21 protein-coding genes and 1 tRNA gene are annotated in these 20,309 nt (G+C 63.0%); 12 read left to right on the top strand and 10 right to left on the bottom strand.

The window, feature by feature from the left end; all coding sequences use genetic code 11:
• Positions 1–14 precede the first annotated feature (14 nt).
• The gene (locus tag LDZ26_RS04800) at positions 15–752 is read right to left on the bottom strand and encodes a DUF2968 domain-containing protein (RefSeq protein WP_244848397.1); all 738 of its coding nucleotides are present in this window, start codon (positions 750–752) and stop codon (positions 15–17) included.
• 272 nt (positions 753–1,024) lie between these two features.
• Positions 1,025–1,708 carry a hypothetical protein gene (locus LDZ26_RS04795; protein WP_244848396.1) on the bottom strand — a complete coding sequence of 228 codons (684 nt, stop codon included), beginning with the start codon at positions 1,706–1,708 and terminating at the stop codon, positions 1,025–1,027.
• 113 nt (positions 1,709–1,821) lie between these two features.
• On the opposite strand from LDZ26_RS04795, the gene LDZ26_RS04790 reads away from it, so the two are divergent.
• From LDZ26_RS04790 to LDZ26_RS04780, 3 genes are all read left to right on the top strand, one after another.
• On the top strand, positions 1,822–2,103 hold the full coding sequence (locus LDZ26_RS04790; RefSeq protein ID WP_244848395.1) for a hypothetical protein: 282 nt from the start codon (positions 1,822–1,824) through the stop codon (positions 2,101–2,103).
• Between the two features lie 206 nt (positions 2,104–2,309).
• A complete protein-coding gene (locus tag LDZ26_RS04785) occupies positions 2,310–2,684 on the top strand; it encodes a hypothetical protein (protein ID WP_244848394.1) in 375 nt (124 codons plus the stop codon).
• A 65-nt stretch (positions 2,685–2,749) separates the two neighbouring features.
• Positions 2,750–3,115: a hypothetical protein gene (locus LDZ26_RS04780; protein WP_244848393.1), complete on the top strand. Its 366-nt coding sequence runs from the start codon at positions 2,750–2,752 to the stop codon at positions 3,113–3,115.
• A 204-nt stretch (positions 3,116–3,319) separates the two neighbouring features.
• Here LDZ26_RS04780 and LDZ26_RS04775 read toward each other — a convergent pair whose 3' ends face one another.
• The 7 genes from LDZ26_RS04775 to acs all read right to left on the bottom strand — a co-directional run bounded on the left by LDZ26_RS04775 (position 3,320) and on the right by acs (position 11,070).
• Entirely contained in the window at positions 3,320–3,709 is a 390-nt protein-coding gene (locus tag LDZ26_RS04775; RefSeq protein ID WP_244848392.1) for a DUF3597 domain-containing protein, read from the bottom strand.
• A 313-nt stretch (positions 3,710–4,022) separates the two neighbouring features.
• Entirely contained in the window at positions 4,023–4,454 is a 432-nt protein-coding gene (locus LDZ26_RS04770; protein ID WP_244848391.1) for a hypothetical protein, read from the bottom strand.
• A gap of 19 nt (positions 4,455–4,473) precedes the next feature.
• A complete protein-coding gene (locus LDZ26_RS04765; protein ID WP_244848390.1) occupies positions 4,474–5,559 on the bottom strand; it encodes a hypothetical protein in 1,086 nt (361 codons plus the stop codon).
• A 943-nt stretch (positions 5,560–6,502) separates the two neighbouring features.
• Positions 6,503–6,592, bottom strand: a tRNA-Ser gene (locus LDZ26_RS04760).
• A gap of 43 nt (positions 6,593–6,635) precedes the next feature.
• Positions 6,636–8,666 (bottom strand): sodium:solute symporter family protein, encoded by a 2,031-nt coding sequence (locus tag LDZ26_RS04755; protein ID WP_244848389.1) that lies wholly within the window; start codon positions 8,664–8,666, stop codon positions 6,636–6,638.
• The gene (locus LDZ26_RS04750) at positions 8,663–9,007 is read right to left on the bottom strand and encodes a DUF4212 domain-containing protein (protein ID WP_244848388.1); all 345 of its coding nucleotides are present in this window, start codon (positions 9,005–9,007) and stop codon (positions 8,663–8,665) included. The genes LDZ26_RS04755 and LDZ26_RS04750 overlap by 4 nt, the downstream gene beginning before the upstream one ends.
• 80 nt (positions 9,008–9,087) lie before the next feature.
• Positions 9,088–11,070: an acetate--CoA ligase gene (gene acs / locus LDZ26_RS04745; RefSeq protein WP_244848387.1), complete on the bottom strand. Its 1,983-nt coding sequence runs from the start codon at positions 11,068–11,070 to the stop codon at positions 9,088–9,090.
• Positions 11,071–11,453: 383 nt separating this feature from the next.
• Here acs and LDZ26_RS04740 point away from each other — a divergent pair, with 383 nt between their 5' ends.
• The 9 genes from LDZ26_RS04740 (at position 11,454) to LDZ26_RS04700 (ending at position 18,880) form a co-directional block, all read left to right on the top strand.
• Positions 11,454–12,374: a DMT family transporter gene (locus LDZ26_RS04740; protein WP_244848386.1), complete on the top strand. Its 921-nt coding sequence runs from the start codon at positions 11,454–11,456 to the stop codon at positions 12,372–12,374.
• Positions 12,375–12,538: 164 nt separating this feature from the next.
• The gene (locus LDZ26_RS04735) at positions 12,539–13,126 is read left to right on the top strand and encodes a TIGR00645 family protein (protein ID WP_244848385.1); all 588 of its coding nucleotides are present in this window, start codon (positions 12,539–12,541) and stop codon (positions 13,124–13,126) included.
• Between the two features lie 47 nt (positions 13,127–13,173).
• Positions 13,174–14,697 (top strand): fumarate hydratase, encoded by a 1,524-nt coding sequence (locus LDZ26_RS04730; RefSeq protein WP_244848384.1) that lies wholly within the window; start codon positions 13,174–13,176, stop codon positions 14,695–14,697.
• A 211-nt stretch (positions 14,698–14,908) separates the two neighbouring features.
• Positions 14,909–15,382 (top strand): bacterioferritin, encoded by a 474-nt coding sequence (gene bfr / locus LDZ26_RS04725; protein ID WP_244848383.1) that lies wholly within the window; start codon positions 14,909–14,911, stop codon positions 15,380–15,382.
• A gap of 13 nt (positions 15,383–15,395) precedes the next feature.
• Positions 15,396–16,250 carry a glutamate racemase gene (murI, locus tag LDZ26_RS04720; protein WP_244848382.1) on the top strand — a complete coding sequence of 285 codons (855 nt, stop codon included), beginning with the start codon at positions 15,396–15,398 and terminating at the stop codon, positions 16,248–16,250.
• Between the two features lie 181 nt (positions 16,251–16,431).
• Positions 16,432–16,656, top strand: a complete 225-nt coding sequence (locus LDZ26_RS04715; protein ID WP_244848381.1) for a bacterioferritin-associated ferredoxin — start codon at positions 16,432–16,434, stop codon at positions 16,654–16,656.
• Between the two features lie 720 nt (positions 16,657–17,376).
• The gene (locus LDZ26_RS25635; protein WP_370650647.1) at positions 17,377–17,670 is read left to right on the top strand and encodes an energy transducer TonB; all 294 of its coding nucleotides are present in this window, start codon (positions 17,377–17,379) and stop codon (positions 17,668–17,670) included.
• 28 nt (positions 17,671–17,698) lie between these two features.
• Complete coding sequence (locus LDZ26_RS04705; protein ID WP_244848380.1) at positions 17,699–18,445, top strand: MotA/TolQ/ExbB proton channel family protein; 747 nt, start codon at positions 17,699–17,701, stop codon at positions 18,443–18,445.
• Between the two features lie 12 nt (positions 18,446–18,457).
• The gene (locus LDZ26_RS04700; protein ID WP_244848379.1) at positions 18,458–18,880 is read left to right on the top strand and encodes a biopolymer transporter ExbD; all 423 of its coding nucleotides are present in this window, start codon (positions 18,458–18,460) and stop codon (positions 18,878–18,880) included.
• Between the two features lie 323 nt (positions 18,881–19,203).
• Here the strand turns inward: LDZ26_RS04700 and LDZ26_RS04695 are convergent, their stop codons facing one another.
• On the bottom strand, positions 19,204–20,166 hold the full coding sequence (locus LDZ26_RS04695) for a LysR family transcriptional regulator (RefSeq protein WP_244848378.1): 963 nt from the start codon (positions 20,164–20,166) through the stop codon (positions 19,204–19,206).
• Between the last annotated feature and the right edge of the window lie 143 nt (positions 20,167–20,309).

The following is a 20,309-nucleotide window of genomic DNA, read 5'->3' as shown; positions in this document are numbered from 1 at the left end:
CCCGGGATTCTGCCTCAACGCCCCGATGGCAGATGTGGCACCGTTTCGTTGCTGGTCGCGGCGAGCTGGTGCATTTGCCGTTGCAGCTTGTTCAATTGCGCCTGAGCCGCCACGCGCCGCACTTCCAGTTGCGCGAGATCCTTGCGAACCTCCTGTTGCCTGAGCGCAACCTCCTGGTCCTGCGTACTGCCGCGCTGGAGATCCACGCGGGAACGTTCGACCTGCGCCTCCGACTCGGCAATCAGCCGTGCGAACTGCTCGTTTTGCGCCTGCAAGTGCGCGCGCCGCATTTCTGCTTCCGCGAGCCGCACGGCCTGCTCGACGAAATGCCGGAATGCGGGCTCGGCGGCGTCGATATCGCCCGCTTTCAGCACGCGCCATACGGCGTCCTCGTGATAGAGCACGGCATAGTAAGTGAGATCGCGCGGATAGAAAAGCAGGCTCGCACTATACGCGAAACTTTGAAATGTCCGGAAAACGGCGAGCGTGGATTGCTGAATCAGCCACTCCACTTCCGCAATCTGCGCCGCCTGCAGACCGTGCGCGGCAAACGGCGCCGACCCGCCTGTCGGACGCAGCGGCGTGACGCGCGTGGCGGTTTGCGGCGCGGCGGGTTCGGATTCGTCGGACGGCTCCGGTGCGTCGGGCTTGCTTTGCGCAGCGAAGCGGACCGGAGCACTCCCCTTCTGGCGGAGAAGGAACGAGGGCGCGTTATCGAGTAATGTGCCGCGTCTGCTCAGCAGGCTTTTCACGATGACTCCAGAGTTGACTTACGGCTGCGTTTTTGACGTTCCCTGATGAATCCAGGTGCCTTTATGCGCGTCGCATATTCTGAATATTCGCGCTGATTATTCTGGATGACGAACAAGCGACCACGAGAATCGAACAGACTTTCGGCTGATGAAACCCAGTATAGGCGAGCGATTTTCAGATGCAATCGAACTCATGCAGCAAATCAAATCGCCGGCATGTCAACGCGTTAAACGGTAAGTGACCCGGTCATTCGTTTCGCGCGCACAGATAATTACATGTGCCGGTAGACGGCCTGCATTCCGCTGATGCGCAGATTGGCGAGTTGCGCCGATCGCGCCTTCGACATCAGCGCCACCATCCGCATGATCCGGATACCCTGAATGCCGCACGCGATGCCCGGCGTATCGGCAAGCCGCGACTCGAGATTCTTCATCCGCCCATAGAGATTGACGATCGGCTCGGCCGGCGTTCCCGCTCTGATCGCGTAGTTCGCGTCGCCGTTGGTCGCGACGGGCGCGCACAGCCGGTCTGGGCCGGCCTGACCGTCGACGAAGGAATCGGCGAGAATTTCGGGCGCTTCGAAATGCAAGCGCCCTTCGTTGCGATCCCGAAAATATTCATACACCGCCTCCAGATGCGCGGTGGAAGTTTGCTCGATGCGCCGCGCCGTTGCCGCGCACCGATGCAGTTTCCAGTTCTCTTGCTGACTCACGGCCGCAATCAAATCAGCGATGCGCAATCTCAATTCCGCTTCACGTTTCTGGATGAGTGCGTCAAGCATTTTCGCTTCGTCGCTATTGCGATCGGGCAGGCTTTCGCTCCATGCCAATAAATCGTTCAGTGTGATCGACATGAAACACTCCGGTTGCATCGGGCCCATTGAATCGAATATGGGCGGCTCAAGTTCGTTTGGAGCGCGAATTGTAATGAATCGGCATCCGTTTGGCAGCGCCAATATTCATCGTAGATGGTTTTGAGATAAGCGGCAGATTTCGTCTGTAGAGCGCGGCACAGCCGATGCTATTACCCTTGCACGGCGCGACTTGCGCCTGGAACCAGGAGACAGCCATGAAAGCGACCGCAGCGATCGCAGGCGCCCTTCTCGCGCTTGCCAGCACCGCCACCCTTGCGCAGGAAATGACGCGCGACCAGATGAACCAACGCCCGGAAACGCAGCAGCAGGGGCAGAACGCCTCGCCCGGCGGCGCAAACGATGCGTCGCAGGGCGGCGCGCCTTCCGGCACGTCCGGGAGCGGCACGCTGATGGAAAAGCGCGAGCAAGGCATGTCGCCGGATACGTCGCAACAGCCGGCGCGTGGTTCCAAGTCGACCGGGACGATGAAGCAATAACGCGCCCGCCGTTCTACCACGCCTGCGCAGCGACGCCGGAAGGCGAACCGGCGTCGCAGCATGTCTGTTAAGCAGCCGAATCCTTGACTCGTTGACGGAAAACGTAAAGGATCGTTGCCGACTGCGCGAATAGGAAAAGTCCTGCTGTATTTTGTCCGGCGAGCCGATTTAATGCCGCATTCTTCTGAACGAATGAGGCACGCATCATGAAAGACCTGCACATTTCCGTCGACGCGAACGGCCGCGCAACCCTGTCGCACTCCATGCACATCAAGGAGCATTGCGTGAACCGTGCGCGTCTCTTGACGTCGCTCGTCAATATGGTCGCGGCGCCCGGCGGCTTCGAGCACTTCTGTTCGTATCCGGAGTCGATGCGCCGCGACATCCTGAGTCTTCTCCACTCGATCGCCGAAGAGCAGATTCCGCTGATCTCGGCGCTGGAAGAACACACCGCGCGCGCGTCGTACGACCGCGGCGTGCAGGCCGCACGCGAGTTCCTCGTACAGGAGCAGGCAGCCAATTCCGCGCTGCACTTCGACGCCGAGAACCACCAGCCGGAACAGCTTGCCATCACGCATTGAGCGACGGATTCGACGCATCGAACGCGCCAATCGTCGGTGATGAATCGAGCCGCACGCATTATGTCGTGCGGCCATCGCCGTTTCGCGCTTGGAAATCCAAAACGACAAGAAGAAACCTCATGCTCGCACGAAAAGCCTGCTTCGCTCTGCTGCTTTCCTTCACGGTTCTGACGCTGACCGCGCCTGCCTTTGCCAAGTACACCGAAGAGTGGATCGGAAGCGGCAACGTCACGCGCCCGCAGACGGCGCCGCGCGCCAGCGACAAAGCGACCTCCGCGTCGAGCGCGGCAGCGTCGCGTGCGCCTTCGCAGCCGGGCCGGCCGAAAGCGCCGCTGACAGCTTCGCCGTTCGACAAGGATCCGATCGCCGCCTATGCCGACGATCCGATCGCCGAGTTCGCGCGCCCTCGGACCAAGCGCAATCATCTTTGATGCTGCGCGCTGTCGCAGGAGGCGCGCTGCCATCGCCCGCCCTGCCATGTGCGCGACGGTTTGCGCATTATCAGAAGCGCGGACGTCCAGGCAGGCCACCTCTTCCGACGCCTATTACTGTAACAACGCGAGCAGCGATGTAAGCAAAAAAGCCCGCGACCAGCAATGAACTGCTGGATCGCGGGCTTTCGCTTGTGCGCGCCTTTAGCCAATGAGATCGGCGGGCAACTTGCCGCCGTTCGCGGCGAGCGCCTGCATCAGTTGCTTGTGCAACCAGATGTTCATCGAAGCGGAGTCGTTCATGTCGCCGCTGTACTTGAGCTCCGTGGCGAGTTGCTTGCGATGGTCCAGACTGCTGTCGACGTCGAGCAGCTTCATCATGTCGACGATGGAAACGCGCCAGTTCAACTGCTGGCTGCTCTCGCTCGCCAGTTGATCCATCACGGCGGCGACGTCGATGTCGGACAGCGGCGCGGGGGCCGGAGCGGCCTCGACGCTTGGCTGCGGCGCCGGGTCCGGCGCGGCGACGGGCGCCGGATCGGCGGGTTTCGCCCTGTGGAAGATCTTGCCTACGATGTCACCGAAGATGCTCATGTCTGTGTCCTTTGCGAGTTAGCTACGGAAGTGCCGGCCGCTTGCCGGTCAGCGACGGGACGCGGCGACGGCTGCCGGAGGCTTTAACGCCGGGCGCTTTGGGAAGTTGACTCGTTGACACAAAACGGAGCGGATTTTGATGAATAGTTGCAGTGGTGATTAGGAGTCCCGTCCATACCGAAGGCGCGTGCAGGTCGCCTTATGAGGAAGGTTGTCGTTCTGTCTTGGGACCGTTGCAACCATGCTTGCGAGACCGAGATGCCCTGTCGGGCCTCGACAAAAAGGAAAAAGATCCTGCTTGCCCGACGGCGTCTCACTGCTTCAGCGACACCGACTCACACAGTACAGCCATTTCTCCTCCGCACGACGGTTCAAGAACGAACAGCGTTCTTCGCCCGGTCTCGAGATCCCGCATGTACTCCCCTGCTTGTTCCTCGCTGATATCTCGCGCCTTCGAATCGTCGCGACTGTTAATCCACTGAATCCAGAAGCGGACCTCGGCGAGCGAAAACATATATCTAGGCGAAAACAAAAGCCTGGACGCGACATTCTGAGTGGCGAAGTCGATCATCCGCAAGGCGGTTACCCCCGAAAATCTTAGCGTCTCCAGTTCGCCGCCCACCCGACGGAAGCGGAGTTCGAGAAAGCGCTCTTCGCGGTCGTGCTCTATGCCAAGCAACTCGGCATCGTGAAAGCTTGGAAAATTTCTTATATCTCGAATATTAATGTAAGTAGCTCTGTTCATACGGTCTCCCGTCAAAAGCTCACAATGGAGAAAAGGAAACTCCGGGGCCACGCACCCCGTTTTGCCAATTGTGCGCATCTGGCACGCCCTGCCCATGGTCGTGGTCAAAATCGAAGTCCACAAGGGGCTTACCATCGTCTCCATACATGCGCATCTGGCCGCTTCCCGGGTTGGTGTACCATGTTCCGGGCACACCGGCGTTCGGCGTTTTTGCGATCTCGAACGAATCGCTCTCCGGTGCCGCGTCTTCGCTGTACTCGAAAGGCGACGCATCGCCGAGCGCAGTTGAATCGTTGGATACGTCACTATCGGTGGAAACTTCTGTGAAACCTTCGACAACGCTGGGAATACCCTCGCGGTCGTGATCCACATCGTCACTCTCGCCAGGCAAAGCGCCCGCCGCTAATTCCTCGGCACCGATAAAGTCGAACTCATCTTCCGCGGAGGCCGGAGCGCCTAGACCCGGTAACGGGTCCAGCGTAGTACCCGCCACGCCGCCGGCCAATGAGTCTAGCGCGGGAAGCTCCCCGTTTGCTCGCTTGAGGGCGAAGAACTTCGCGGTAGTCAAGACTTCAGTTGGGTAGGCATGGCCACCGCCGACTATTGCAGGCCAAGATTGCGGCGCTGGGTCAGGCTGTACCACTCGCGGCGCGGCGCTAGATCTGCGATTCACTACAGGTACGAATCGGCCAGATGTCACCGCAACCTGTAGCAGCTTCTGTACTTCGGTGTTGTTAGTCGGCAATTTCCAGTGCGCTAACTTAAGTCGGTCGCGGACAAATGCCTGAACGTCGCGCAGCGCCTTCGCGCCGACAATGGAACGTAAATCCCAATCGGGGCGAAAGTGTCGGGAGAAAACAGCCCGATCATCCGCAAGCTGCCTTAGGCGTCCTTTCTCCCACAACTCGCCCTTATCCACTTCGCTGAGGGGTCGCGCATTTCCCGAACCGGCAAAGGCTTCCCGCGCGGCGTCCGGATAAAGCATGCGAGCCGACATGTCACCGTATCCGCGTCCCCAACGCGTCAGGTCGTGATATTGCACCTCCGGGATGAGCATGCACTGCCACCCGGTCTCAAGCGGCACGAAAAGCGTGTTCCACGTCATAACTTAGCCGTTCAGTTTTCGAGGTTTCAGCGTACTGCGCATTCACGAACTAAGTTGCAAAATATGTTTAACATCCAAACGGATAACCTCTGAAGGGCTACTGTGCGCAACGTGATGCACACGCCGGCACGCGAAGACACCTCGTTGCGGGCTTGTCTTGGGTGAGCAAATGAACTCACGGTTACAGTCCGATTTTTGAGAGGCGATACAGGGCGAGCCTCCATCATGGAAGAATTCCGCCGGACGGCTGGACGTACACAGAGAAGGAAGGGCTTCGCAACAGGGAAGCGATGTAGTCTCGTTTGGCTAGACTGAGGCGGTCAACATAGCCGCCCTTCGCGACCAAGCCGCGAATATCGCCCAGTTCGCGTGCTGATCGGGCCTAGTACCTTCGAGTTCGTGGCGTTTTCGATCAGTCGGACGTGGACTGGATAAAGGGCGCAGTGGTCGTCCGGCGCACTGCGACGCAGACAGCCGACGAAGCAAAGGACACCAAACGAAGACGAGCCGCCACGAGCTGAAGTTGTTGCTGCCTGCCCTCGCCGCTCTACAGGCGCAAGAGGTGCACACGTTCGTAGCCAGCGTTGATGTGTTCCAAGGTCCGCGCAACCACAAGCGGCGGACTGAAGATTCCTCGATCTGGACATTGTGAACGCGCGGGTTGCGCAAGGCGCAAGTGCGCTACCCAAAACCTTACCAAACGCGCCATACATACGCGTCTATGATGCTCTCGGCGGGCGAACATCCCTTGGGTAGCTAGGCAAATGGGCGTATCTATGCTCGATGGATGCCGAGCGGGGACCCTAATGCAGGAGGAAAAGCGGTGGAGAAATTCGCAGCGGAGGTGCTGCGATTAGCGTGCGATTCAGAGACGAAAATAGCCGAAAACAGCTAAATGAATCGCAGCGGGGATTTTCTAAGTGCTTGATTCTTAATGTTTTTCTGGCGGAGAGAGGGGGATTCGAACCCCCGATAGGTTTTACCCTATACACGCTTTCCAGGCGTGCGACTTAAACCACTCATCCATCTCTCCGGAAGACTGCGATTATACCAAGTTCCCGCCGCCCGCCTAGCCCCTACGGGTGACGAATGTAGTCGACGAGCGCGCGCGTGTACTCGTCCGGCTTGCGATCGACAAGACTCACCGCAATCGCCACCGCGAAGCCGGCCGGCACGCCGAACACGCCCGAGCTGATCGGCTCGATGCCGAACCAGCGCGGCCCGTCGAAGCCCGTCAGGTGCGTGAAGAACGGATACGTCGACACGATGTAGTACACGCACACGATCAGCCCCGCGATCATCCCCGCGACGACGCCTCGCTGCGTCGTGCGCTTCCAGAACACGCCGAGCACGAGCGCCGGAAACAGACTCGACGCCGCCAGCGAAAACGCCGCGCCCACGAGGAACAGAATGTTCCCCGCATTGAGCGACGCGACATAGGACGCAAGCAGCGCAACACCGAGCAGGAGTATTTTCGAAATCGTGACGCGCCGCTGGCTCGTCGCGCGGCGATCCACCATGCAGTAATACACGTCGTGCGACAGCGCGTTGGCGATGGTGAGCAGCAGGCCATCCGCCGTCGAAAGCGCCGCGGCCAGCGCGCCCGCCGCAATCAGTCCGGACATGACGTAAGGCAAGCCCGCGATCTCGGGCGCGGCGAGCACCACCATGTCCGGCTGCATCTGAATGCCGGCCCAGCGCACGACGCCATCGCCGTTGATGTCGCCGATACGGATCAGATACGGCTCGATATGCCGCCACTGCGTCACCCATTGCGGCAGCTCCGCGAAGCGATGCCCGACGAGCCCCGTCAGAATCTCGTGCTTGATCAGCACTGCAAGCACCGGCACGGTCAGATAGAACAGCGCGACGAAAAAGAGCGTCCAGCCAACCGAGCGCCGCGCCGATGCCACGGAAGTAGTCGTGTTATAGCGCGTGAGAATGTGCGGTAAGCTCGCCGTGCCGATCGACAAGCACAGGATGAGCGAGAGAAAGTTCAACCGGTGCGCCCGCGCGCTGCCCTGCTCCGCCGTGCCGGAGGAAGACGCGAACGCAGCGGTCAGCGGCACGGGGGCGGCGACGCGCTCGCTCAACGCATCGCGTTCGCGCGACCACTTGGCCTGCGCATCGGCGGGATCGCGCGGAAACGACGCCAGTTCGCGCTCGCGCTCGCTGATCTCGCGCAGCGGGCCGTTGTGCCGACGCAAATCGGCGATCTCGGCGACGAGCCGCGCGTGCTCGTCGAAGAACGATCGCGGCAGCGCATCGATCCGCTCCTGCGCACGCGCCGCCTGACGCGCGAGATCGGCGCGGGCGCGGGCTTCGTCGGGCGACACGGCCAGCGCGCGTTCGAGCGTCTCGACGCGCTCCATGACGCGGCCATAGTTGAACTGCGGAAACCAGCCGAGCCCGTCGCGATGCGCAATCATCGACACGGGAATCAGCATCGCGCTAATCAGGATGATGTACTGCGCCACCTGCGTCCAGGTCACCGCGCGCATGCCGCCGAGAAACGAGCACACGAGAATGCCCGCGAGCCCGCAGAAGATGCCGATCGAGAACTCGATGCCGATGAAGCGCGACGCGATCAGCCCGATGCCCTGAATCTGCGCGACCAGATAGACGAACGAGCACAGGATCGCGGCGATGGCCGCGAGTCCGCGCACGAGGTTGCTCGAAAAGCGCGTGCCGAGAAAATCGGGAATCGTGTAGCGCGCGAGTTTGCGCACGTACGGCGCGAGCAAGAACGCGACGAGGCAATAGCCGCCGGTCCAGCCCATCACGTAGGCGAGGCCGTCGTAGCCGCTCGCATAGATGGAGCCGGCCAGTCCGATAAACGACGCCGCCGAGAGCCAGTCCGCCGCCGTCGCCATGCCGTTGAACGCGGATGGCACGCGCCGCCCGGCCACATAGTATTCGACGAGATCGGACGTGCGCGAGAGCAGGCCGATGACCGCATACACGGCGATCGGCACGAACAGGAACACATAGCCGACCCACATGCCCGCGCCGGCCGTCCGCTCGATACGCTCCATCAGGAAGATGAACAGCAAAAAGCCGAGCGTATAGAGCGCGTAAGTGACGATGAGCCGGTTGGTGAGCTTCATCGTTGGCCGTCGTCACTCGCTTGGGCGTCTCCGACGGCGCGCGCGAGTCGCGCATCGGCGAGTTGCATCAGCACGATATAGACGGCGATCAGCGTCACATAGACGAGAATCGCGCCCTGCGCACCGAAGAAGAACGGCAGCGGAAAGCCGGCGATGCGCACGTGCTGCAGACGCTCCGCGAAAAGCGGCACGCAGAACGACACCACGAATCCGACGGCAAGCAGCACCGCGATCAGCGCGACATTGAAGCGCCAGTACGCGCGATGCGCACGTGCCGCGGCCGCCGGGACGCGCGGCGGCGGGGCAAGCGTGGGATTGAGCGGATCGGCGGGCGTGACCATGCGGTTATGTACCAAAACCGCGTGGCATCGGCAATCGGGATCGACCGCCGCTTATCGGGCGGCGGTCGTTTAGAACAGCTTCAGCGGGCTTCGCCGAGTTGATCGAGAATCGCGGGATTCTCCAGCGTGGACACGTCCTGCGTGATTTCCTCGCCCTTCGCGAGCGAACGCAACAGACGCCGCATGATCTTGCCCGAGCGCGTCTTCGGCAAGTTCTCGCCGAAGCGGATGTCCTTCGGCTTCGCGATCGGCCCGATCTCCTTCGCGACCCACGCGCGCAAGTCGTTGGCGACCTGCTTCGCTTCGTCGCCTTCCGGACGCGCGCGCTTCAGCACGACGAACGCGACCACGGCTTCGCCTGTGGTGTCGTCGGGACGTCCGACCACGGCGGCTTCCGCGACCATCGGATTCGCGACCAGCGCCGACTCGATTTCCATCGTGCCCAGACGATGTCCCGAGACGTTGAGCACGTCGTCGATGCGGCCCATGATCGTGAAGTAGCCGGTCTCCTTGTCGCGGACCGCGCCGTCGCCTGCGAGATACAGCTTGCCGCTGAGTTCTTCCGGGAAGTAGCTCGTCTTGTAGCGGTTCGGGTCGCCCCAGACGTTGCGCAGCATCGACGGCCACGGGCGCTTCACGACCAGAATGCCGCCCTGCCCGTTCGGCACGTCCTGCCCGGTTTCATCGACGATCGCGGCCATGATGCCCGGCAGCGGCAGCGTGCACGATCCCGGCACGAGCGGCGTCGCGCCCGGCAGCGGCGTGATCATGTGGCCGCCGGTTTCCGTCTGCCACCACGTATCGACAATCGGGCACTGCCCGCCGCCGACATTCTCGTGGTACCACATCCACGCTTCCGGATTGATCGGCTCGCCGACCGTGCCGAGAATGCGCAGCGTCGAGAGGTCATAACTCTTCGGATGCACTTTCGCGTCCGCTTCCGATGCCTTGATGAGCGAGCGGATCGCCGTAGGCGCGGTATAGAAGATGGTGACCTTGTGACGCTGGATCATGTCCCAGAAGCGGCCCGCGTTCGGATACGTCGGCACGCCTTCGAACATGACCTGCGTCGCGCCGATGGCAAGCGGCCCATACGCGATATAGCTGTGTCCCGTGATCCAGCCGATGTCCGCCGTACACCAGAAGATGTCGCCCGGCTTCATGTCGAAGGTCCACTTCATCGTCTGCGCGGCCCACAGCAGAATGCCCGCCGTGCTGTGCTGCACGCCCTTCGGCTTGCCGGTCGAACCCGACGTGTACAGGATGAAAAGCGGATGCTCCGCGCTCACCCACTCGGGCTCGCACTGCGCCGCTTCGTTTTCGACGATCTCGTGCAGCCACACGTCGCGCCCTTCGTTCCACGCGATCTTGCCGCCCGTGCGGCGATACACGATGACATCCTTCACCGCGTCGCAGCCGCCGGCCGCGAGCGCTTCGTCGGCGATGCTCTTGAGCGGCAGCGCCTTGCCGCCGCGCATCTGCTCGTCGGCGGTGATGAGCGCGACCGCGCCGACATCGACGAGCCGCTCGTTCAGCGACTTCGACGAGAAGCCGCCGAACACGACCGAATGCGTCGCGCCGATGCGCGCGCACGCCTGCATCGCGACGACGCCTTCCACGGACATCGGCAGATAGATCACGACGCGGTCGCCCTTCTTCACGCCGCGCTTCTTGAGCGCGTTGGCGAGGCGGCACACGCGTTCGAGCAGGTCCTGATACGTGACGTTGGTCACCGTGCCGTCGTCGGCTTCGAAGATGATCGCGTTCTCGTTGCCGCGCCCCGCTTCGACGTGCCGGTCGAGGCAGTTATACGACGCGTTCAGCTCGCCATCCGCGAACCACGTATAGAACGGCGCGTTGCTTTCGTCGAGCACGTTCGAGAACGGCTTGTGCCACGCTAGCGTTTCGCGCGCGAGCCGCGCCCAGAAGCCTTCGTAGTCGCGCTCCGCTTCGGCGACGAGCGCCTTGTACGCGTCCATGCCCGAAATCGCCGCGCCGGACGAAGCCTTGGCTGACGGCGGAAACACACGTTTTTCCTGAAGAACCGATTCGATCGCAGACATCGACAACCCCTCCGATGGTGATTCCAAAAGCCGGCGGCGCGCTCGACGCTTAAGGCGGGCACGCCGCATGTTATTGAGGTTCGAGAGCGTCACGCGCACGGGCGTTCTCGCCGAACCCTGTCTCCTTTCGACCGGCTCCACCGTCTCGCGGAACGCCGGCCACTTGCAACCTTGCCGGCGCGATTCGTTCGAGAATCGCGCTTGCCGACTCGTTGCAGCCTGCATGAAGATCAAGATAGGCCGCGCAACTTACCCGCTTCTTACGCGGCCGACGGCTGCGGCACGGGGTATACACGGAGTCGGCGCGGCTTCTACAATGCGTCCCCACAATCGTAACTGAACTCGCCGCGCGCTTGTCGTGCGCTTGCTGCCGAAATCACAGCTTGAATCGCTACGCCCTCTATCTCATCGCGTCGATGCTGCTCGTCGGAAGCAACGTCGGCATCGGCAAGTCCATCGTCACGTCGGTGCCGGTGCCGCTCTTCGCGCTGCTGCGCTTCGTCATCGCGCTGGCGGTGCTGTGGCCGCTGCTGCGTCCGTCGAAGATGAGGCGCGTCGCGCGCGCCGAGTGGATCAACCTCTTCTTGCAGGCGCTCTTCGGCACGTTCGGCTTCACGCTGCTGATGCTCAACGGCGTCGCGCGCACGAGCGCGGTCGCGGCGGGCGTCATCACGAGCACCATGCCGGCTGTCGTCGCGCTCTTCGCGTGGCTCTTCCTTAAGGAAAAGCCGGGCGGACGAGCGTTCGCTTCGATTGCGCTGGCGGTCGTGGGCGTCGTCGTGATCAACGTCGCGCACAGCGGCGGCGGCGGCGATCACGGCGGCGGGTCGCTCGCGGGCAATCTGATGGTGGTCGGCGCGGTCTGCTGCGAATCGCTCTATGTAATCCTGTCGCGGCGGCTGACGCAGACGCTGCCCGCCATCGACATCTGCGCTTACACGCACGGCCTGGGCTTTCTGCTGATGTTGCCGCTCGGCCTGCCGAGCGCGCTCGCGTTCGACTGGCGCGGCGTGGACGGGGTTACGTGGGCGCTCGTCGGATGGTATGCGCTTTCGGCGAGCGTCTTTTCCTTCTGGCTCTGGATGAAAGGCATCCGCCACGTCGCCGGCAGCCTCGCGGGCGTCTTCTCGGCCGTCCTGCCGATCGCGGCGGCGCTCTACGGCATCGCGTTTCTCGGAGAGCGGCCGACGCTCGCGCATGGCATCGCGCTCGCTTGCGTGATGGCGGGCATCGTGCTCGCGAGCCTGAAGCGCCGCACGCCAGCGCCGCGCGACGAGCGCGAGCGGCGCGAAAGCGGCGTGTAGCCAGCCGCGCGCGGGCCACGCGCTCGCCGCTTGCCGCTTGCGCGTTCAGGCAGCCGCACGCCGTGACACGCTACAATACCGAGCTTTCCCGGACGGGCCATAACCGCCCGTTTCACGTTTTCAGCCGTTCACTCTCCGCCGACCGCCCGACCGACACGCCGCCCATGTCCGCTCAGAAGCCCTTCCCCGACTCGCCCGCTCGCCCCGGCCCGATGAAGGCGTTGCCCAGAATCGTCTTCATGAGCCGCTGGCTGCAGGTGCCGCTCTATCTCGGACTGATCGTCGCGCAGGGCGTCTACGTCGTCCTGTTTCTGAAGGAAGTCTGGCACCTCGTCACGCACGCGATGACGCTCGACGAAACCAACGTCATGCTGGTCGTGCTCGGCCTCATCGACGTGGTGATGATCTCGAACCTGCTCATCATGGTGATCGTCGGCGGATACGAAACGTTCGTGTCGCGTCTCGGCGTGGAAGGCCATCCCGACGAACCCGAGTGGCTCGATCACGTCAATGCGGGCGTGCTGAAAGTGAAGCTCTCGATGGCGCTCATCAGCATCTCGTCGATTCATCTGCTGAAGACCTTCATCAATCCCGATCAGCACACGTTCCATACGGTGCTGTGGCAAGTCGTGATTCACGTGGCGTTTCTCGTGTCCGCGCTCGTCATGGCCTATGTCGACCGGCTGACCACGCATACGCATCCGCGGCATTTCCACAGCGAAACAGCAACACCCCGAAGCGCACTCGATTGAAGCGTCGAAGAGAACGCAGGCAGTCTTTCGTCCCCAGAGCCCAAGCCATGACCGTTATCAAGCAAGAAGACCTGATCCAGAGCATCGCCGATTCTCTGCAGTACATCAGCTACTACCATCCGCTCGACTATATTCAGGCGCTCGGCCGCGCCTACGAGCTGGAGGAAAGCCCCGCCGCGAAGGACGCCATCGCGCAGATCCTGACCAACAGCCGCATGTGCGCCGAAGGCAAGCGCCCGATCTGTCAGGACACGGGCATCGTCACGGTGTTCGTGAAGGTGGGCATGGACGTGCGCTGGGACGGCGCGACGATGTCCGTCACCGACATGATCAACGAAGGCGTGCGCCGCGGCTATCTGAACCCGGACAACGTGCTGCGCGCGTCGATCGTGAGCCCGCCCGAAGGCGCGCGCAAGAACACGAAGGACAACACGCCGGCCGTGATCCATTACGAGATCGTGCCGGGCGACAAGGTCGATGTGCAGGTCGCCGCGAAGGGCGGCGGCTCGGAGAACAAGTCGAAGTTCGCGATGCTCAATCCGTCGGATTCGATCGTCGACTGGGTGCTCAAGACCGTGCCGACGATGGGCGCCGGCTGGTGCCCGCCGGGCATGCTCGGCATCGGCATCGGCGGCACGGCCGAAAAGGCGATGGTGATGGCGAAGGAATCGCTGATGGACCCCATCGACATCCAGGACATCATCGCTCGCGGGCCCAAGGACTGGATCGAAGAACTGCGCGTCGAACTGCATGAGAAGGTGAACGCGCTCGGTATCGGCGCGCAGGGTCTCGGCGGCTTGTCGACCGTGCTCGACGTCAAGATCATGGCCGCGCCGACGCACGCGGCTTCGAAGCCCATCGCGATCATCCCGAACTGCGCGGCGACCCGCCACGCGCACTTCACGCTCGACGGCTCGGGCGCAGCCAAGCTCGACGCCCCGCCGCTCGACGCATGGCCGCAGGTCACGTGGCAGCCGAACACCGAGACGAGCAAACGCGTCGACCTGAACACGCTGACGCCTGAAGAAGTCGCGTCGTGGCAGCCGGGACAGACGCTCTTGCTCTCGGGCAAGATGCTGACCGGCCGGGACGCCGCCCACAAGCGCATCGCCGATATGCTCGCCAAGGGCGAAAAGCTGCCGGTGGATTTCACGAACCGCGTGATCTATTACGTCGGTCCGGTCGATCCGGTGCGCGACGAAGCGGTCGGCCCGGCGGGTCCGACGACGGCCACGCGCATGGACAAGTTCACGGAAATGATGCTCGCGCAGACCGGCCTCATCTCGATGATCGGCAAGGCCGAGCGCGGCCCGGTCGCCATCGAGGCGATCAAGAAGCACAAGGCCGCGTATCTGATGGCGGTCGGCGGCGCTGCGTATCTCGTGTCTAAGGCGATCCGCGAGGCCAAGGTGCTCGCGTTCGAAGACCTCGGCATGGAAGCCATCTACGAGTTCGACGTGAAGGACATGCCGGTGACGGTCGCGGTCGATTCGAACGGAACGTCGGTTCACAAGACCGGCCCGGCGCAATGGCAGGCGAAGATCGGCAAGATTCCGGTCGCGACGGCGTAAGCATGCGACGCGGACCGCATCGCGCGTGACCTGCGCGGCGCGGCCGCAAAGCCGGGCCGTGCGCCCGGCTTTTCTTTGCAAGCCGCATCTGCCGATAGCGCTTTCCCTTCTTACTTTCGGCCGCGACAAAAAATTCCCTCTCTACCTTGGCAGGCCCCAGCCCCAAGGTTTATCTTTCCCCCATGCTCACACGCCCGGAACAAGGACACCTATGAAAGGCGACGCGAAAGTCATCGAATATCTGAACGCGCAGCTGAAGAACGAGCTGACCGCAATCAATCAATACTTCCTCCACGCCCGGATGTACAAGCACTGGGGCCTCGAGCAGTTGAACAAGCACGAATACGACGAGTCCATCGGCGAGATGAAGCATGCCGACTGGCTGATCCAGCGCGTGTTCATGCTCGACGGCTTGCCGAACCTGCAGGACCTGCACAAGCTCCTGATCGGCGAAGAGACCAAGGAAATCATCGAGTGCGATCTGAAGCTCGAACAGATTTCGCAGTCCACCTGCAAGGAAGCCATGGCGTATTGCGAGTCCGTGCGGGACTACGTTTCGCGCGATATCTTCGACAAGATTCTGAACGACACCGAAGAGCACATCGACTGGCTGGAAACGCAACTGGATCTGATCGACAAGGTCGGCATCCAGAACTATCAGCAGAGCATGATGGGCGAGCAATAAGCCGTCCCAACCGATGTCCGCTGTCGTCGCATCCTCCCCCGCCACCAACGCGCGCGCGCCGGCCGGCGCTAACGCGCCCGTCGGCATCTTCGATTCCGGTCTGGGCGGTCTGTCGGTGCTGCGCGCGGTGCGTGCGGTGCTGCCGCACGAGCGGTTGATCTACGTGGCGGACTCGCTGCACGCGCCCTACGGCGAGCGCGACGATGCGTTCATCACCGCGCGCACCACGGCCATCGGCGAATGGCTCGTCGGACAGGGCGTGAAGGCGCTCGTGGTCGCATGCAACACGGCGACCGCGCAGTCCATCGCGCACGTGCGCGAGCGGCTGGCGATTCCGCTCGTCGGCGTCGAGCCCGGCGTGAAGCCGGCCGCGGCGGTGTCGAAAACCGGCGTGGTCGGCGTGCTCGCCACGCAGGCGACGCTGCGAAGCGCGCGCTTTCAGTCGCTTCTGGACCGCTATGCCGGCAATTGCCGCTTCATCTGCCAGCCGGGGCACGGGCTGGTGCAGGCGGTGGAGCGGTGCGACACGTCATCGCCCGGCCTCATGGCGCTGCTCGAAAGCTATCTCAAACCGATGCTGGACGCTGGCGCCGACACCCTCGTGCTCGGCTGCACGCACTACCCTTTTCTCGACCGCGCCATCCGGGAGATTGCGGGCGAGCGGCTGCATATCGTCGATACGAGCGTCGCGGTCGCGCGGCAACTCGAACGTCTGCTCGACGCCAGCGGACTCCGAAACGCCGATGTGTCGGTCGCAACGACCCCGCTTTTCTACTCCACGGCCGACGGCGAACCGCAGCGGCAACTCGCCGCCTCCCTGCTGCAAATCCAGGCGGAAGTGCGGCACGCGGCTATTCCGAGCGCGTAATCGCCACAGCGCGCGAGTTGCTCCTCCGCCCCGAGGCCCGCGAAAAGCCGCCTTGCCCCGCCCGGTAAGTCTCCAGCGGGCAAACCCCGCATCCTGTTACAAAAAACCCCACCTCTCGCTTGCCAAGCACGCGACACTGAATGATAATAATTCGCATTAACGGAAGCTATCGCGAACCATCATGATCGTCTGTGTCTGCAAGTCAGTGTCCGACAGAAAGATTCGCGCCGCCATCGCGGAGGGCGTCGATACGTTCGACGAGCTCCAGTTCGAACTCGGCGTTGCCATGTGCTGCGGGAAGTGCGAGGAAAGCGTGCGCGATGTGATGGCGCAAAGCGGCGTCTGTGCCTCGCACTGCGGCGTGCAGGCGGCGCCGGTCACGTTCTACGAACGCCAGGCCGCCTGACGTATTTGCGCCATTCGGTCGCACGCCCGGTCGCGCCATTCGGTCGCGCCGCGCCGGTAGCCAGCCGGGGTACCTTCTGCAAACCGTTCAGTCCTGTCCGAGGAGAACGAGATGGAATTGCTGATCGGTTTCGTGGCTACCCTGTTCATTTCGCTGCTGATATTTCGTCGATGACTTCGCCCTTCGCTTTCGGGCCAGCTTATGTTCGGGATCTCAGCATCAGGAGCCGTCAGGCAAGCAGACTCTCGAACAACGCCCAAGAATGCAGTCCCCGACCACGTCTTCAGCCGCCTTTTCGCCCGCGCCGTCATCCGGCATCAGTCCTCGCATGGTGGCCGCGTGCGCGCTGGTACTCGCGATTCATGCGGCGCTCCTCGGCACCGTGCTGACGATGCGGCACGAAGCGCCGCCGCGCCCCGTGGAGTCCAAGGCGATCACCGCGCAGCTGATCAGCGAGACTCCGCAGCCCGCGCCGATGCCCGTTGCCGTCCAGTCCCCGCCGACGCCCCAGCCGCCCAAACCCGTCCCGCAGCCGAAGCCACAGCCGAAGCTCAAGCCAAAGGCCGAGCCTAAGCCCGCGCCGATGCCAGTCACGCCGGCGCCGTCGCCGATTGCGGCGCCCGCGCCCGAGCCGACGCCGCCCGCTCCCCGCTGCGCCGCCGCCCGCGCCGGCGCCGGCTGCGCCCGCTGCCCGCCGCCCCCGCCATCGGGCAGCCGACGATGGACCTCGCCGCGCCGAAGAACGTCGCGCGCCTGTCGTGCAATATCGCGCAGCCGGACTATCCGGCCATGTCGCGCCGCCGGGGCGAGACGGGTACGGCGCTGGTGAGGCTGACCGTCGGGCTGTCGGGCAAGATCGAAAACGTGACGCTGCAAAAAAGCAGCGGCTCTTCCCGCCTCGACGACGCCGCGCTCGACGCCGTTCGTTCCAGCGCATGCACGCCCTACAAGGAAAACGGCGAGGCGATCCGCGCCACGGCCACCGTCCCGTTCGTCTTCAGCCTGAACGACTGACCGATTTTTTGGAAACAAGGAAACAGCAATGCAAAACTACGGAATTGCGCACGTCTGGGCGCAGGGCGATTTCGTGACGCGCGGCATCGCGCTCGCGCTCGTCATCATGTCGGTGCTTTCGTGGACGGTGATCGTCGTCAAGGCGTGGAACGTCGTGCGGCTCAAGCGCCTGACGAAGAACGCGGAGCAGGCCTTCTGGCACTCGGACGACTTCAACGACGGCATCCAGAAACTGGGCGCGCAGTCGTCGAGCGCAGCCGACAACCCGTTCCTCGTGCTCGCGCTCGCCGGCCAGGAAGCGGCGGATCATCATCACCAGACGCAGCCGCATCTGCACGATCGCATGGATGTCTCCGACTGGATCACGCGCTGCCTGAAGGACGTGATGGACGAAGGCGTCGGCCGCATGCAGGCGGGGCTCGCGGTGCTGGCGTCGATCGGCAGCACGTCGCCGTTCGTCGGACTGTTCGGCACGGTGTGGGGCATTTATCACGCGCTCCTGACCATCGGCGCGACGGGGCAAACGTCGATCGATCAGGTGGCGGGCCCGGTCGGCGAATCGCTCATCATGACCGCCTTCGGCCTCTTCGTCGCGATTCCGGCGGTGCTCGGCTACAACGCCCTCACCCGCGCGAACAAGAGCATCGTGACCAAGCTGAACCGCTTCGCGCACGGCCTGCACGCGTTCTTCGTCACGGGCTCGAAGCTGTCGTCGAGCAAGCGCGCGACGGCTGCGCAATCCGACAGCCTGCGTCTTGCGACGCGCGCGAGCTAAACGGAGGTTCGCATGGCCATGAGTCCATTCGCCGGCGACGAAGACGACGGCATGATGAGCGAAATCAACATGACGCCGCTCGTCGACGTCATGCTCGTTCTCCTCATCATTTTTCTGGTGACCATCCCCGCGATGCATCACGCGGTCAAGATCGACTTGCCGCACGCGAGCAGCCAGCCGCAGGACGAAAAGCCCGCGCATGTGAACGTGGCGATAGAGGCCGACGGCACGATTCTCTGGAACGACCAGAAGATCGACGACGCCGCGCTCGACGCGCGCATCGCGCAGGCGTCGAAAGAAACGCCGCAGCCGGAACTGCATTTGCGCGCGGACCGCAAGGTGCCGTATGAGCGCGTCGCCGATGTCATGTCCGCGGCGCAGTCGGGCGGCTTGTCGAAGATCGGTTTCGTGACGCAGCCGAAGAGCGCCAAGTAAGCTGCGGACAACGCGTAGCAAAGCAAAAGGCCTTCATCGTCGGATGAAGGCCTTTTTTCGTGCGCACTCGGCGCATTCGGGCGAGACGGTTACTTCGGGCTCGAATACCCTGAGCCGCCAGAACCGTCACATGCGGCAGCCGTGGTCGACACGGACAGCGCGATCAGCCCTATCAGGCTAACTATCAGAGTAGCCGTCAGTTTTCGCATAAGAAGCTCCTTAGCGAAAGAGACCTCAATATAACGCCGCCGATTTTGCCGTACAAGATTCCGCGCGATTGAATCTCTGCATCGCAAACGCGTGCTTCAATGTCTGAAGCGATGCTAAACCGTTTCCTGCTCGGCAGACTCGATCACGGGGCATTCGCCCGGAAAGCGCTTGCCGTCGTCGATGCATTCGACGAGAAAATCGACGAACGCGCGAATGGCGGGGACCATGCCCTGCCGCGACAGAAACACGGCGTAAAGCTGCGGCGTCGGGAAGGTCCAGCCGGGCATCACGGGCGAGAGCTGTCCGCTCCTGAGCGGCGCGCCGTACATCATCTCGGGCAACGCCGCGATGCCGACGCCGCGCATCACGGCTTCGCGAATCATCGAGAGGTCGGCGGTGACGAGCCGCGGCTCGTGCTCGAATTCGTGGCGCGTGCCGTCGGGCGCGATGAGGCGATACACGTGCCGCCCGTCCGCCGATGGCGTGTCGAGCGTGTCGTATTGCGCGAGGTCCGCGACGCTCATCGGCGGCGCGTTGGGTTTGAGCAGCGAGGGCGCGGCAACCAGCATCTGCTGCGTGCGCCAGAGCGGCCGCGCCACGACGTTCGAGCTCGCGGGCGGCTCCGAGCGCACGCGCAGCGCGACGTCGATGGCGTCCTCGAACAGATCCACGACGCGGTTCGTCACGCGCAAGACGACGCGCACTTCCGGATAGCGATGCATGAAGTCGGGCATGACGGCCGCGAGAAACGTCTGCGCGATGGTCACGGGCACGCTCACGCGCACGGTGCCGCGCGGCGAATCGCGCAGGCTCTGCACGACGTTGACGGCGGCTTGCGCCTCGGCCAGCATCGCCTGGCAGTGTTGGTAGAACAACTGTCCCGCCTCGGTGAGCGCGAGCTTGCGCGTGGAGCGCTGCAACAGCCGCACGCCGAGCGATGCCTCTAGTTCCGATACTCGCCGCGACAGCCGCGACTTCGAAATGCCCAGCACGCGCTCGGCCGCGGAAAAACCGCCGTGTTCGACGACGTGCGAGAAGTACATCAGATCGTTGAGATCGTGCGAGTCGGATGTCATGGCGTGTTCGGCGTTGGCCGTTGTCGCCGGCGCAAGGCCGGTTTGTTTATCGCAGCAGGACAATCCATTGCGCTGCGGCGTCTTTTACCCACAAATACGGCTCATATAATAGCTGCGTGTTTCACATTTATCGCTATTCCCCT

The organism is Caballeronia sp. SL2Y3 (assembly GCF_022879575.1).
Lineage (GTDB): Bacteria > Pseudomonadota > Gammaproteobacteria > Burkholderiales > Burkholderiaceae > Caballeronia.
This window is presented reverse-complemented; position numbering and strand designations above follow the sequence as displayed.

Coding starts and splice junctions, on each gene's coding strand:
- bfr (WP_244848383.1), top strand. CDS start 14,909: ATGAAAGGCGACGCGAAAGTCATCGAATATCTGAACGCGCAGCTGAAG.
- LDZ26_RS04700 (WP_244848379.1), top strand. CDS start 18,458: ATGGCCATGAGTCCATTCGCCGGCGACGAAGACGACGGCATGATGAGC.
- LDZ26_RS04735 (WP_244848385.1), top strand. CDS start 12,539: ATGTCCGCTCAGAAGCCCTTCCCCGACTCGCCCGCTCGCCCCGGCCCG.
- LDZ26_RS04750 (WP_244848388.1), bottom strand. CDS start 9,007: ATGGTCACGCCCGCCGATCCGCTCAATCCCACGCTTGCCCCGCCGCCG.
- LDZ26_RS25635 (WP_370650647.1), top strand. CDS start 17,377: ATGGACCTCGCCGCGCCGAAGAACGTCGCGCGCCTGTCGTGCAATATC.
- murI (WP_244848382.1), top strand. CDS start 15,396: ATGTCCGCTGTCGTCGCATCCTCCCCCGCCACCAACGCGCGCGCGCCG.
- LDZ26_RS04705 (WP_244848380.1), top strand. CDS start 17,699: ATGCAAAACTACGGAATTGCGCACGTCTGGGCGCAGGGCGATTTCGTG.
- LDZ26_RS04770 (WP_244848391.1), bottom strand. CDS start 4,454: ATGAACAGAGCTACTTACATTAATATTCGAGATATAAGAAATTTTCCA.
- LDZ26_RS04695 (WP_244848378.1), bottom strand. CDS start 20,166: ATGACATCCGACTCGCACGATCTCAACGATCTGATGTACTTCTCGCAC.
- LDZ26_RS04765 (WP_244848390.1), bottom strand. CDS start 5,559: ATGACGTGGAACACGCTTTTCGTGCCGCTTGAGACCGGGTGGCAGTGC.
- LDZ26_RS04785 (WP_244848394.1), top strand. CDS start 2,310: ATGAAAGACCTGCACATTTCCGTCGACGCGAACGGCCGCGCAACCCTG.
- LDZ26_RS04715 (WP_244848381.1), top strand. CDS start 16,432: ATGATCGTCTGTGTCTGCAAGTCAGTGTCCGACAGAAAGATTCGCGCC.
- acs (WP_244848387.1), bottom strand. CDS start 11,070: ATGTCTGCGATCGAATCGGTTCTTCAGGAAAAACGTGTGTTTCCGCCG.
- LDZ26_RS04755 (WP_244848389.1), bottom strand. CDS start 8,666: ATGAAGCTCACCAACCGGCTCATCGTCACTTACGCGCTCTATACGCTC.
- LDZ26_RS04730 (WP_244848384.1), top strand. CDS start 13,174: ATGACCGTTATCAAGCAAGAAGACCTGATCCAGAGCATCGCCGATTCT.
- LDZ26_RS04775 (WP_244848392.1), bottom strand. CDS start 3,709: ATGAGCATCTTCGGTGACATCGTAGGCAAGATCTTCCACAGGGCGAAA.
- LDZ26_RS04790 (WP_244848395.1), top strand. CDS start 1,822: ATGAAAGCGACCGCAGCGATCGCAGGCGCCCTTCTCGCGCTTGCCAGC.